The 12,579-nt window shown below is 64.4% G+C and carries 13 protein-coding genes; 2 read left to right on the top strand and 11 right to left on the bottom strand.

From position 1 onward, the window contains the following. Positions 1-180 precede the first annotated feature (180 nt). The gene (locus QAZ47_RS07580) at positions 181-1,062 is read left to right on the top strand and encodes a LysR family transcriptional regulator (protein WP_278233777.1); all 882 of its coding nucleotides are present in this window, start codon (positions 181-183) and stop codon (positions 1,060-1,062) included. 230 nt (positions 1,063-1,292) lie between these two features. Here QAZ47_RS07580 and QAZ47_RS07575 read toward each other — a convergent pair whose 3' ends face one another. The 11 genes from QAZ47_RS07575 to rsfS all read right to left on the bottom strand — a co-directional run bounded on the left by QAZ47_RS07575 (position 1,293) and on the right by rsfS (position 11,480). Next, the gene (locus QAZ47_RS07575) at positions 1,293-1,865 is read right to left on the bottom strand and encodes a hypothetical protein (RefSeq protein ID WP_278206070.1); all 573 of its coding nucleotides are present in this window, start codon (positions 1,863-1,865) and stop codon (positions 1,293-1,295) included. Between the two features lie 250 nt (positions 1,866-2,115). Beyond that, positions 2,116-3,375 carry a D-amino acid dehydrogenase gene (locus tag QAZ47_RS07570; protein WP_278232815.1) on the bottom strand — a complete coding sequence of 420 codons (1,260 nt, stop codon included), beginning with the start codon at positions 3,373-3,375 and terminating at the stop codon, positions 2,116-2,118. 87 nt (positions 3,376-3,462) lie between these two features. Beyond that, positions 3,463-4,605, bottom strand: a complete 1,143-nt coding sequence (gene alr, locus QAZ47_RS07565; RefSeq protein ID WP_278232814.1) for an alanine racemase — start codon at positions 4,603-4,605, stop codon at positions 3,463-3,465. A gap of 393 nt (positions 4,606-4,998) precedes the next feature. Beyond that, complete coding sequence (locus tag QAZ47_RS07560; RefSeq protein ID WP_278232813.1) at positions 4,999-5,517, bottom strand: RNA pyrophosphohydrolase; 519 nt, start codon at positions 5,515-5,517, stop codon at positions 4,999-5,001. Positions 5,518-5,550: 33 nt separating this feature from the next. Next, entirely contained in the window at positions 5,551-6,744 is a 1,194-nt protein-coding gene (locus tag QAZ47_RS07555; RefSeq protein WP_278232812.1) for a divergent polysaccharide deacetylase family protein, read from the bottom strand. Between the two features lie 195 nt (positions 6,745-6,939). After that, entirely contained in the window at positions 6,940-8,271 is a 1,332-nt protein-coding gene (locus tag QAZ47_RS07550) for a S41 family peptidase (RefSeq protein WP_278232811.1), read from the bottom strand. 1 nt (position 8,272) lies between these two features. Then, positions 8,273-9,607 (bottom strand): murein hydrolase activator EnvC, encoded by a 1,335-nt coding sequence (locus QAZ47_RS07545; RefSeq protein ID WP_278206065.1) that lies wholly within the window; start codon positions 9,605-9,607, stop codon positions 8,273-8,275. A 205-nt stretch (positions 9,608-9,812) separates the two neighbouring features. Next, a complete protein-coding gene (locus tag QAZ47_RS07540) occupies positions 9,813-10,169 on the bottom strand; it encodes a type II toxin-antitoxin system RelE/ParE family toxin (RefSeq protein WP_278077754.1) in 357 nt (118 codons plus the stop codon). 2 nt (positions 10,170-10,171) lie between these two features. Next, positions 10,172-10,432: a transcriptional regulator gene (locus QAZ47_RS07535; protein WP_278206063.1), complete on the bottom strand. Its 261-nt coding sequence runs from the start codon at positions 10,430-10,432 to the stop codon at positions 10,172-10,174. A gap of 127 nt (positions 10,433-10,559) precedes the next feature. Next, the gene (gene rlmH, locus QAZ47_RS07530; protein ID WP_278206062.1) at positions 10,560-11,042 is read right to left on the bottom strand and encodes a 23S rRNA (pseudouridine(1915)-N(3))-methyltransferase RlmH; all 483 of its coding nucleotides are present in this window, start codon (positions 11,040-11,042) and stop codon (positions 10,560-10,562) included. A 60-nt stretch (positions 11,043-11,102) separates the two neighbouring features. Further along, positions 11,103-11,480: a ribosome silencing factor gene (gene rsfS, locus QAZ47_RS07525; RefSeq protein WP_278206061.1), complete on the bottom strand. Its 378-nt coding sequence runs from the start codon at positions 11,478-11,480 to the stop codon at positions 11,103-11,105. Between the two features lie 243 nt (positions 11,481-11,723). Here rsfS and QAZ47_RS07520 point away from each other — a divergent pair, with 243 nt between their 5' ends. Continuing rightward, complete coding sequence (locus tag QAZ47_RS07520) at positions 11,724-12,575, top strand: mechanosensitive ion channel domain-containing protein (protein ID WP_278206060.1); 852 nt, start codon at positions 11,724-11,726, stop codon at positions 12,573-12,575. Positions 12,576-12,579: the final 4 nt, after the last annotated feature.

Raw genomic sequence — 12,579 nt, 5'->3', positions numbered from 1 at the left:
ACGTCTCCCCCACTTGGGGGGAGATTGCGCTCTCATTTTTGCCTTCGCCAATCACCAACGTCGAAACAGATGAGCCGGCGGCGGAGCTGCCGATCTCCCTCCTTGTGGGGGAGATGTCCGGCAGGACAGAGGGGGGAGCGAAGGAACGCGGCTTTGACCGTTATCATCAAGGTCATCCCCATGAACTGGGATGACGTGCGCATCTTCCTCGCCGTGGCGCGCGCCGGGCAGATCCTCGGCGCGGCAAAACGCCTGGAGCTCAACCATGCCACCGTCTCGCGTCGCATCGCGGCGCTCGAGGAAGCGCTGCGCACGAAGCTTTTCCGCCGCCTGACCACCGGCAGCGAGCTGACACCGGCCGGCGAGCGCTTCCTCGACATTGCCGAACGCATGGAGGGCGACATGATCGCCGCGCGCTCGACCATCGCCGGCGAGGGCGACGACGTCTCCGGCACGGTGCGCATCGGCGCGCCCGACGGTTTCGGCGTCGCTTTCCTCGCCAAGCGCCTGGGCGAGATCACAACACTGCACCGCGAGCTCACCATCCAGCTGGTGCCGGTGCCGCGTTCCTTCTCGCTGTCGCGGCGCGAGGCCGACATCGCCATCACCGTCGAGCGGCCGACCGAGGGACGATTGGTGGCGGGAAAGCTGGTCGACTATACGCTCGGGCTATTCGCCTCCCGCGCCTATGCCGAGGCGAATGGCCTGCCCAGGATGGCAGCCGAGCTCGGCCGGCACACGCTGATCGGCTACGTTCCCGACCTCATCGTCAGTCCCTCGCTCGACTACGCCGCCGAGTTCAGCCCGGACTGGCGCTCGAGCTTCGCCATCTCCTCGGCGCTCGGCCAGGCGGAAGCGGTGCGCTCCGGCGCGGGTATCGGCATCCTGCACACTTTCGTCGCCCGCTCGATGCCCGAGCTGGTGCCGGTCGACATCGTCGCGCCCATCCGCCGCGCCTATTGGCTGGTCTATCACGAATCGGTGAGGCCGCTGCGCCGCGTCCAGCTCGTCGCCAATTTCATCACCAAGGCCGTCGAGCGGGAACGCGGGCTTTTTGTCTAGAACATTATCTAGCTGTGACCGCTTAAGCGAAACGTTCCCCGGCACAGAAACGTCGACCGGTCGGCTATGTTCGCGTTGACAGCTGCTATGCCTTGAACATTGGCCGAGACGGTCCGACCTCGTTGGGAGGCTTCAGCCAATCCCCAACGCCTGCGCTGATTTCACCGAAATGGATGGTGAAAATCTTGCCCGCAGAGGCCTGCAACCTTTCAAATCCCGGCGTTGAGGAACTAATCCGCGTCGAGCACGAACGAGCTCACCACCTTTTCGGCCTCTTCCGCCACCGGCGCCCACTTCCGCGCCGCCTCTTCGGCGTCGTCGCCCGTGATCCCGCAGTTCACGAAGCCGAAATGCGCGCGACGCAGCGTAAGCGCAATGCTGGAATGACCGTGGAAGCTGACATTGTCATCGAAATAGTAGAAATCCATATCTGCTATCCGCACGGGGTAGCCGTCCGGAAATCGAGCAAGCCTGTCCTTGCTGAAGCTGGCCGAGCCAAAGGCGACGCCGATCATCGTCTGCCAGTCGCTCGGCGACCAGTCCTTCTCGATGAAAGCCTTGGGATCGGGCGGATTGTCCGGATTGGACGGGTCGTAGGGATTCTCCGACACCCGGCAGACCAGGCCTTCCCCGGATCGGATCCTGAGCCGTATGGAGTTACCGGACGGGGCCTCGCTCGTCCATCCCTCGGGATAGGTCAGCGAAAAGCCATGCTCCTTGTCGTGAACGGTCTTGTCCGCGGCAAGCGCCGCCGAGGCGCAGACCAGATATCCGGTCGCTGCAATCAAAAGAATTGGCCGCATCAAAACGTCTCCCGCCTTAGGCGACGATAGCACGACCGGTGCTTCGAGAGCTTAAACTGCCTCGCCTCAATCCCTTTTTGTCGCGACGCGCTTCAGAGCAATTCCAGGAAAAGTGTGAGCGGTTTTCCGCCCGGAATTGCGTAAAAACAAAGAGTTAGAGCGGTTCGGCGTTTCCGTGAAACGGTGAACTGCTCTAGGGCAATTCCAGGAAAAGTGTGACGGCTTTCCGTCCGGAATTGCGCCAACCGCTCTACGCCTTGACGTACCGGTCCGGGCTGAGGTCGAGCGCGTTGATCTCCGGCACCCGGTTGGACATGATGTCGGAAAGCACCTTGGCCGAGCCGCAGGCCATGGTCCAGCCCAGCGTGCCGTGACCGGTGTTGAGATAGAGGTTGGACAGCTCGCTCTGGCCGACCAGCGGCGGCCCGTCGGGCGTCATCGGCCGCAAGCCGCACCAGAAGATCGCGGCCTTGAGGTCGCCGCCGCCCGGAAACAGGTCGCCCACGGAATGCTCGAGCGTGCGGCGGCGCGATTCATGCAGGCGCAGGTCGAAGCCCGAAATCTCCGCGGTGCCACCGACGCGGATGCGGTCGCCGAGCCTGGTGATCGCCACCTTGTAGGTCTCGTCCATGACGGTCGACACCGGCGCTGCTTCCGCATTCGTGATCGGCACGGTGATGGAATAGCCCTTGACCGGATAGACCGGTATCGGCCGCTTCATCTTGCGCATGAAGGGAGCCGAATAGCTGCCCAGCGCCATCACATAGGCATCCGCCGTCCGCCAGCCCTTGTCGGTGCCGACCTGGACGACGCGATTGCGGTTCCTGACGACGCGCCGGATCGTCGTGGCGTATTCGAAGGTGACGCCGCGCGCGACGCAGAGTTCGGCGAGCTTCTCGGTGAACATCTTGCAGTCGCCGGTTTCGTCGCCGGGCAATCTCAGCCCGCCGACGAATTTTTCCCGCACGCCCGCCAGCGCCGGCTCGGCCGCGATGCAGCCGTCCCGATCGAGGATCTCGTAGGGAACGCCATATTTCTTCAGCACCTCGACGTCGCCGCCGGTACCGTCGAGCTGCTTCTGCTTGCGGAACAGCTGCAGCGTGCCCTTGGACCGCTCGTCATAGCTGATGCCGGTCGCGGCACGCAGCGCCTTCAGCGTGTCGCGGCTGTACTCGGCGACCGGCACCATGCGCGACTTGTTGAGCGCATAGCGCTCGGCCGTGCAGTTGCGCAGCATCTTGAGGAGCCACGTCCACATATGCGGATCGAAGGCGGGACGGACCACCAGCGGACCGTATTTCATCAAGAGCCATTTGACCGCTTTCACCGGGATGCCGGGTCCGGCCCAAGGCGAGGCATAGCCGGGCGACACTTCGCCGGCATTGGCGAAGCTGGTTTCCAGCGCTGGCCCCTGCTGCCGGTCTATCACCGTGACTTCATGGCCGGCCTCTGCAAGGAAGTAGGCGGTGGTGACCCCGATCACGCCGCCGCCCATCACCAGGACTTTCATTCTATGCTCCCTCAAAGCCGACCGAACGCCTGACGGCGTTGGCCCTTTCATCTGTCTGCCGGATTTTGTTGCGTCCGCCAAGCGCGGTCATGCGCCGATATAGCGGCGGTGAAAGCGCGCGCCCAGGCTGGTCAGCACCTCGTAGCCGATGGTGCCGGCATGTGCGGCGGCGTCGTCGACGCCTTGCCACGGGCCGATGAGCTCGACGAGGTCGCCCTCGCCCAGCCTGCCGGCCGGAAGCGCCGAAATATCGAGGATGATCGAATCCATCGATACCCGCCCGACGAAAGGCAGCCGCACGCCCTCGAACCAGGCGGCCGAAGCGGCGCGCCGGTGCCAGCCATCGGCATAGCCGAGCGAGATCGTCGCCAGCCTGAGCGGTCCGCGCGCATGGTAAGTGTGGCCGTAGCCGATGCCGGCGCCGTCTTCGACGCTGCGCGTCTGCGCCACCTTCGCCTGCAGCCGCACCACCGGCAGCATTGGGTTGGCTTCGCCCGGCGTCGGGTTGATGCCGTAGAGCGCGGCGCCCGGACGAGCGAGATCGTAGTGGTAGGAGGCCCCGAGGAAAATGCCGGACGAGTTGGCGAGCGAGGCCGGGGCCTCGGGCAACATCCCGCGCAGCCGCTCGAAAGCCAGCCGTTGTGCTTCGTTGGCGGGATTGCGCGGCTCATCGGCACAGGCGAGGTGGCTCATTGCGAACCGGATATCGATGCCGTCGAAAGCATCCTTGGCGAGCGCGGCGACTTCGGCCGGAGGCATGCCGAGCCGCGACATGCCGCTGTCGACCTGGACCGCGGCAGGCAACTTTCGACCGGCGGCTCGTGCCGTTTCGCGCCACGCCTTCAACTGAGCGACGCTGTTGATGACGGGGTGAAGTCCGCCCGCAAGCGCTTCCGGTGCCGAGCCTGGTGGCAGGCCATTCAGGACAAAGATGTCACGTCCTGGCCCAAGCGCCTTGCGCAAGGCGATGCCTTCGCCGAGCAGCGCGACAAAGAAGATGTCGCAGCCTTCCTTGATCAGCGCCGACGCCACCTGCGCGGCGCCGAGACCATAGCCGTCGGCCTTGAGCACACCGGCGCAGCGCACGCCCGCCAGCCGCGCCTTGAGCCGCCGGTAGTTCTCGCGGACGGCGCCGAGATCGATGGTCAGGATCGCGCCGGCGGCTGCCTCGCTCACCATCGAACCGCTGGTGGCGGTCATTTGCGGCAAAGACGCTTTGGTGTCGTTCATCGGGGCAATCGCTCCGGACAAAGACGGTCTGCACTCGTTGCGGAACCGACCGGTTGCCGACGTCGGCGCCGCCCCTCATCGCCCTGCCGGGTATAGTGACGGGGAGAAGGGGCTTGCCGCAACCTCGGCGCCCTTCCTGCAACGCTGGCAATTGGCGAAACCGGCGATGAGACCGCCCCTCTCCCCGTCACTATACGGGGAGAGGATGCCGGCAGGCAGGTGAGGGGCGGCGCCGACGTCCCGTTAAAGTGCGCCTGCCATGTGTCGTTCATGCCTGCCTCTTGCTTGAAGCGCATCAGCATCAATAGAGCATGATTCCGAACGGTGCGAACTGTTGCTCAACCGAATCCGCTCGCAAGACCCCAACACGCCCGCGGCACACGACGCTTGCAGCTAACCGGCCAGATGCTCGAAAGCCCCCACAACCTGTTCATAAACCTGGCGCTTGAACGGCACGATGAGGTCAGGCAGCTCCCGCATCGGCCGCCATGACCATTGATCGAATTCGGCCTTGTGGCCACCCGGCGGCGGATTGATCCGGATCTCGCTCTCGTCGCCCTCGAAGCGGTAGGCGAACCATTTCTGCGTCTGGCCGCGGTAGCGCCCCTTGAAGGCGACGCCGACCAGATGCGGCGGCAGGTCGTAATTGATCCAATGCGGCGCCTCGGCCAGCAGCGACACGCTGCGCATGCCGGTTTCCTCGTAGAGCTCCCGCTCCGCTGCGTTGAGCGGCTCCTCGCCGTCGTCGATGCCGCCCTGCGGCATCTGCCACAGTTTCGTCGTGCCGGAAAACTCGCTGTCCGGCTCGGCGATGCGATGGCCGACCCAGACCAGCCCGACGCGGTTGAGGATCATCAGTCCGACGCAGGGACGATAAGGCAACGTCTCGGGATCGATCATCTTCTTGGACATTTCCGGATTCCAGTATCGGCGAGAAGCCGATGACTAGCCTTTTTGCGGATCGATGGCGACAGCCGAGATCGGCACGATCTCGATGCCGCGCTTCTTCGCCTCGGCGACCCAGGACGTCACCGTGTCGACGGTGATATCGAAGGCCGAGCCGATGCCGACGGCCGTGCCCTTGGCCCGCGCGGTCGCCTCGAGGCTGTCCAGCTTCTTCAGGATCTCGCCGCGATCCTGCACCGCGTCGATGGCCATGTCGCCGCCCACGAACGGCACGCCGTCCTTCAGCGCGAGATCGGACGCGACGCTCCGCGCCGACGAGCCATCGTCGACATAGGCAAGGCCGCGCTTGCCGAGCTCGGCCATGAAGGGTCCCATTGCGTTTGCGTCGGCGGAAAAGCGCGCGCCCATATAGTTCATGACGCCGGTGTAGTTGGTCGTTCTGGACAGCGCCCAGTGCAGGCTCTTCAGGTTCTCGTCCTGGCTCGCCGAGACCGTCAGCGTATTGCGCCCCGGATTGACGTTTGGATAGTCGAACGGCTCGAGCGGTATCTGCATGACGATCTCATGTCCGCTTTGGCGTGCCGCCTTCATCCAGCGGTCGATGCTGTTGCCCTGCGGCGCGAAGGCCAGCGTCACCTCGGCCGGCAATTTGGCGATCGCCGCCTGCGTGCCGGTCTGCGAGACGGCGAGCCCGCCGATGACGATCGCCACGCGCGCGCCGCGCGCGCCGGACCACGGCCGCGCATAGACGTCGAACGGCCGCCTGCCGTCGGCGGAACGGATCGGCAGCGGTCCGCTGTCGCTGGCCTCGATCAGCGCCCTGTCCGGGATGTGCGCGACCTTGAGATTCTGCCCAAGCGCCGAAGGATCGCGGATGACGATACCCGCTTTGGGCGGGCCGTCGCCCTCTTCGGTCTGTACGTGGATGATCTGCGGGCCCCCGCTCTTCATCGGCGTGCTCGCGCCGGGGTTCGCCGTCGCCACTTCAGCCGGCGTCGGCGCCGGTGCCGGCGCAGGGGTTGGCGCCGCGGTCACCTTCGGCGTCGAAACGGCCATCTCGTCCGGCTTGCGGAAAGGTTTCTCACGCAATGCGATCGCACCGGAAATGCCGATCACTCCGAGGACGACGACCGCCGCGCCGAGCATGCCGGCGCTGATGCGGCGCGAAGCAGGGCGCTGAGCCCGGAGCGTCTGTCCGAGCGGGCGTTCGATGTCCTTGCCGATGTCAGCCAAGCCGCATCCCCAAGCCCGTGATCCAGCCGATCGGATCGTCAGCGGTCACGTGCGAAATTCAAAACCTTCGGCGCCCCCCGGCGCCCGTTCGCGAATCGACTTGTCCCCGAATCAAACTGCCGGAACCTCGCGGGTCCCGGCAGCATTGCATCGCTTCGGTCGGTCGGCCAGAGGCTTGCCCCGGCCGACACGCCTTTACTGGTTCAAAACGGCCCTGTCCGGGTTCGGCGGGAACGACGGATCGGTCTTTTGGCCGCGCAGCAGCTGCTCGGCATAGATCAGCTGCAGGTCGTCCTTCGGTTCCGGCGGCACATAGGCGGCCGAACCCGAGCCGGTGGCGCTCTCGTCGGCGCCCTTGATGTGGCCCTTGAGGTCCGATTCGCCGCGGGTCAGATCCCTGCCCTGCAGGTCCGGCGGCAGCGGCTGCTCGACCTTGACGTCCGGCGTGATGCCCTTGCCCTGGATCGACTTGCCGGACGGCGTGTAATAGAGCGCCGTGGTGAGCCTCAGCGCGCCGTTCTCGCCGAGCGGGATGATGGTCTGCACCGAGCCCTTGCCGAAGGACTGAGTGCCGACGACGGTGGCGCGGCGCAGATCCTGCAGCGCGCCGGCGACGATCTCGGACGCGCTCGCCGAGCCGCCATTGACCAGCACGATCAGCGGCTTGCCGTTGATGTCGTCGTTCTGCTTCGGCTTGGCGTCGAAGCGGGTGACGTCCTTCGGGTCGCGCCCGCGGGTCGAAACGATCTCGCCGCGCTTCAGGAAGGCATCCGACACGCTCACCGCCTGGTCGAGCAGGCCGCCCGGATTGAGGCGCAGGTCGAGCACATAGCCCTTCAGCTTGTCGTTCGGCACCTGCTTCTTGATGTTCTCGATGGCGTTCTCGAGATCGTCATAGGTCTTCTCGGTGAAGGAGGTGATCTTCATGTAGCCGACGTCGTTCTCGACCCGGTACTTCACCGCCTTGACCTTGATGATGTCGCGCACCACCGTCAGCTCGATCGGCTTGTCCGCACCCTGGCGCAGGATCGTGAGCTTGATCGGCGTGTTGACCGGGCCGCGCATTTTCTCGACGGCGTCGTTGAGGGTCAGGCCGCGCACCTCCTCGCCGTCGATCTTGGCGATGTAGTCGCCGGCAAGCACGCCCGCCTTGGCGGCCGGCGTGTCGTCGATCGGCGTGATCACCTTGACGAGATCGTTCTCCATCGTGACCTCGATGCCGAGGCCGCCGAACTCGCCCTTGGTCTGCACGCGCATATCCTGCGCCTGCTCCGCATTCATGTAGGAGGAGTGCGGGTCGAGCGAGGCAAGCATGCCGTTGATGGCGTTCTCGACCAGCGACTTGTCATCCGGCGGCGTTACATATTGCGCGCGCACGCGCTCGAAGATGTCGCCGAAGATCGCCAGCTGCTTGTAGGTTTCGGAGCCCGCAGCGTTCGCCGCCGAGCCGGGTGCGCCGTAGACCAGGCTCATTGCCGATGCGCCCATCAGCGCGCCGGCAAACAGAAGCGACAATTTCCGCATCATTTCACGTCCTTCCAGAAAATCGCTCCGCCCACCAAGGGTTCGGATCGACGGGTTTTCCATCCTTGCGGAACTCCACATAGAGCTCCGGCGTCGCATTTCCATTCTGCGAGGCCGAGGTGCTTGCCACCCGGGCCTCTCCCATCGCGCCGATCGGCTCTCCTGCGAGCACCGACTGTCCGGTCGCGACGCTGATTCTGCTCATCCCCGCCAGGACGACATGATACCCATCGCCCGCATTGAGGATCAAGAGTTGACCATAGGAGCGAAACGGCCCCGCATAAAGCACGTTTCCATCCGCCGGCGCGGTGACGATGGCTCCCGATTGTGTCGCAACCATGTCGCCCTGCATCATTGCGCCGTTGCCGTCGTCGGTCCCGAAGCGCCGTTTGATCTTGCCGATGACCGGCAGCGCGATCTGGCCCTGCAGCGCCGCGAACGGGGCGGAAGCGGTCAAGCGGTTGCCCTCCGGCACCGGCGGATCGGCGGGCTCGGTCGTGGACGCCGTCGTGTCGCCATCTGCCGATTTCTGCTCGCCCGCCTTGGCCTGGTCTGCCGCCTTTCGCGCCTTGTCGGCCTCGAGCGAGGCGATGAGGTCCTTGAGGCTGCTGGCCCTGGCCGCCAGCTGCTGCGAGCGCTGCTGCTCGGCGGTCAAAGCCGCTTCGGTATCGGCCTGCAGCTTCTGCTTGGCCTCGAGCAGCATGGTGAGCCTCTTCTTTTCCGCCGTCTGTTCGGTGACCGCGGCGGTGAGCCGCGCCCGCTCGGCCTCGATCGACGCCGTCACCCGGGTCTGCTCCTTGAGGTCGGCCATCAGCCTGTCGGTCTGCTGGCGCAGTTCCGGCACCACGGCGCCGAGCAGGATGGCGCTGCGCACCGACGACAGCGCGTCCTCCGGCTTGACCAGGATCGCCGGCGGCGGGTTGAGCCCCATGCGCTGCAGCGCGCCAAGCACTTCGGCAAGCACGTCGCGGCGCGCCACCAACGAGGCGTGCAGCTTCTCTTCCTCGGTCTTCAGCCCTTCGAGCTTGGCGCCGATATCCTCGATGTCCTGGCCGAGCTTCTGCTCGGTCATGGCCGATTGGATGAGCGCCGCGCTGATCGAGGCATGGTCCTTCTTGACCGTCGCGACGTCGGCGGCAAGCTTGGCCAGCCGCTCCGACGACAAGGTGATTTCCCTGGAAACCTGCTCGTATTCGGCTCGGCTCTGGTCGGGATCCGGCGCGACGTCGAGCGTGTTTTCCGCGGCCATGGCCGGCCCGAACGCAACCAGCGCGGCGACAAGTGTCAAGCCGCAGCGGCTGCGCCAGGCGCGCGTTCTCGAATTCCAGCCTTCAGACATCAGGCCTCGAGTCTATCCACCGCTTCGTTAACGAACCATCAACCATGTTGGAAGCACCCGCATCAACCGTGATGTCGGGTCATTGAGGCGGAAATCCGGAGAACCAAAGCATCATTCCGAAAAGTGGGAACCGGTTTTCGGAAAAGATCATGCTCCAGAAAAGGAGTTAGATCAGGATGACGATTCAACGAAACCTCATCCTGATCTAGCTGTCTCCCGATCGCGCTTCCAAGGTCCGCAGATCCTCGGCCAAGCGTACAGGCACGTCCATCCGATCATGCAGGATGCTTATGACGCCGATCCGGTCGCCGGAAAGCTTGCGAAAGAACACGTAGTGACGTCCGTAGTGACTGAAATAGGCGTCCATCTTCAAATCGGCCGGAATTGCCAGATTGCCTGGAAGCTTTCGCCAGAGGGCAGGTACTTCGGAAAGGGTTTGCAAGTGCTGATGCAAGTCCGCGATATAGCGAATGGCCTGGGCTTCGCCCCATTTCTCAACGGTATCGCTCCAGATGTGGTCCTGCGCTGCGTCCGCTGGCGGGTAGAACAGGTACCCTGCCACGCTTAGAGGCGTCGGCCTTGATTGCGCCGAACAACATCCTGGGCCGATACGGCCCGGAATTCGCTCTCCTCGGCCCTCAGACCCGGCTCAAGCTGCCTTTTCAGCCAGTCCCACGCTTCGTTGCGCGTCTGCAGATCGCGGCGGATCAGGGCACGGATATATTCGCTGGCGTTTTCATAAAGGCCATTCTCGCCAATCTGCTGTTGCAGATGAGCCTGGAGTTGACCACCGACGCGGACATGAATGCTGTTATCTGCGGCCATGAACCGATCCTTTGCTTCCCTCCAAATTATGGAAGGCGTCGCAAATATTGTCAATATTTGCTACACCAGCCGAGATTGTTCCTGGCGACCCCTCGTCCAGCCCCTCCTCCAGCCCTCTGACCACGACTCACGAGCGGTGATAGGGATGTCCGGACAGGATAGTGGCGATCCGGTAGAGCTGCTCGCCCAGCATGACGCGCACCAGCTGATGCGGCCAGGTTAGCGCCCCGAACGACACCACCAGATCGGCCTCTTCGCGCAAGGATTTGTCATGGCCGTCGGCGCCGCCGATCGCGATGACCAACGCCTTGCGACCGCCGTCGCGCAACTGGCCGATGCGGGCCGCCAGATCCTCGGAGGAAAGCGCCTTGCCGCGTTCGTCGAGCAGGATGAGCACGGTGCCCTGCTGCAGCTGACCCTGCAGCTTCTGGCCCTCCTCGCGGCGGCGCTCGTCGGCGCTCTGTCCGCGGCTCTCGGGGATTTCGACGATGCCGGCAAATTCCAGCCCGACCGCAGATCCGCTCTTGGCGAAGCGCTCGAAATAGCGGTCGGCGAGCTCTCTCTCGGGGCCGGTCTTCATCCGGCCCACGGCATGGACGGTGATCTTCATCCTCGCCTCGGCGAGCCTTGATCGGCGCCGGACCGGAACGGTCACGGCACGCGATACGGCTCAGTGCAAGGTCTCTTCCTCGAGGTCCGGCGCCTGCCACATCTTTTCGAGATTGTAGAATTCGCGGACTTCGGGGCGGAAGACGTGGACGATGATGTCGCCCGAATCGATCAGGACCCAGTCGGCGCTGCCCAGCCCCTCGACGCGCGCCATGCCGAGACCGGCATCCTTGAGCGCCTTGAGGAGGTGATCGGCGACAGCCGAGACATGACGGTGCGATCGGCCCGACGCGACGACCATATAGTCGGCGAGGCTCGATTTACCCTGGATGTCGATTGAGACGATGTTTTCGGCCTTGGAGTCTTCCAGACTGGCAAGGACTGTGTTGATGGCGAGGGAGGCAGCATCGTTTCCGCTGATCCCGGCCGGCGAAGGCACGATATCGGCCTTCTTCCGCAGTGCTGTTCTCAGTGTGTTTCCTTTCCCAATAAGAACAACCAAATCACCCCGCAAATCAGGTGACACCACTTAGATAGGCAGAGTTCCGTTGCAGTTTCAAGACGACCGCCCCACGGCCGGCGCGTGATGGTCGTCCGGATGGCTCGGCGGCAAGCCGGAAAAGATGGGAACTGATGCTCACGGCACGGGTTATCGGCTCACCGGACAAAGGGGATCCCAACCATGCCAACCGATCCGCAAAGCGCCCTCATCACCATCCAGGCCGGGCTTGCGCAGCTCTCAACGCTGATCGTCTCCTATTCCTTCTCGGCGATCGGCGCCATCATCCTTCTGATTGCCGGCTACTTCGTCGCCGGCCTTGCCGAGCGCTCGATCTTCGCCGGCCTCGGCCACATCCACGGCTTCGACGCGACCTTGCGCCATTTCTTCTCGAAGATCGTACGCTACGCGATCCTCGTCCTTGTCGTCATCATGGTGCTCGGCCAGTTCGGCGTGCAGACGGCCTCCATCATTGCCGCCATCGGCGCCGTCGGCCTGGCCATCGGACTGGCGTTGCAGGGCACGCTGCAGAACATCGCCGCCGGCATCATGCTTCTAGCGCTGCGGCCTTTCCGCATCGGCGAAAATGTCGAGGTCGGCCCGATCGCCGGCACGATCGAGGAGATCGGCCTGTTCGCCACCACGCTGCGCACGGTCGACGGCGTGTACATACTGGCGCCCAACCAGACGCTGTGGAACCAGCCGGTGCGCAACTTCACCCGCAACGGCGTGCGCCGCACCGACATCACGCTCAACATCGGCTCGTGGAACGACATCGACCGCGGGCAGAAGACGCTGCTTGGCATCGCCGGCGCCGAGAAGCGCATCAGGCGAGAGCCCGCGCCGATCGCCTTCGTGGCGGACCTCGGCGAGAGCACGGTTTCGCTCACCCTGCGCTACTGGACGACGGCGGCCGACTATTTCGCCACCCAGGCCGACATGACCAAGCGCGCCAAGCAGGCCTTCGACAACGAGGGCATTTCGATTCCGCTGCCGCCGCCCGAACTGCCGGCTGCGGAGGCTCGCAAGCAGTAGAGCA

This window comes from Mesorhizobium sp. WSM4904 (assembly GCF_029674545.1).
GTDB lineage: Bacteria > Pseudomonadota > Alphaproteobacteria > Rhizobiales > Rhizobiaceae > Mesorhizobium.
The sequence above is the reverse complement of the archived record's forward strand: the minus strand, read 5'-3'. Positions and strand labels throughout refer to the sequence as shown.

Coding starts and splice junctions, on each gene's coding strand:
- QAZ47_RS07580 (WP_278233777.1), top strand. CDS start 181: ATGAACTGGGATGACGTGCGCATCTTCCTCGCCGTGGCGCGCGCCGGG.
- QAZ47_RS07575 (WP_278206070.1), bottom strand. CDS start 1,865: ATGCGGCCAATTCTTTTGATTGCAGCGACCGGATATCTGGTCTGCGCC.
- QAZ47_RS07570 (WP_278232815.1), bottom strand. CDS start 3,375: ATGAAAGTCCTGGTGATGGGCGGCGGCGTGATCGGGGTCACCACCGCC.
- alr (WP_278232814.1), bottom strand. CDS start 4,605: ATGAACGACACCAAAGCGTCTTTGCCGCAAATGACCGCCACCAGCGGT.
- QAZ47_RS07560 (WP_278232813.1), bottom strand. CDS start 5,517: ATGTCCAAGAAGATGATCGATCCCGAGACGTTGCCTTATCGTCCCTGC.
- QAZ47_RS07550 (WP_278232811.1), bottom strand. CDS start 8,271: ATGATGCGGAAATTGTCGCTTCTGTTTGCCGGCGCGCTGATGGGCGCA.
- QAZ47_RS07545 (WP_278206065.1), bottom strand. CDS start 9,607: ATGTCTGAAGGCTGGAATTCGAGAACGCGCGCCTGGCGCAGCCGCTGC.
- QAZ47_RS07535 (WP_278206063.1), bottom strand. CDS start 10,432: ATGGCCGCAGATAACAGCATTCATGTCCGCGTCGGTGGTCAACTCCAG.
- rlmH (WP_278206062.1), bottom strand. CDS start 11,042: ATGAAGATCACCGTCCATGCCGTGGGCCGGATGAAGACCGGCCCCGAG.
- QAZ47_RS07520 (WP_278206060.1), top strand. CDS start 11,724: ATGCCAACCGATCCGCAAAGCGCCCTCATCACCATCCAGGCCGGGCTT.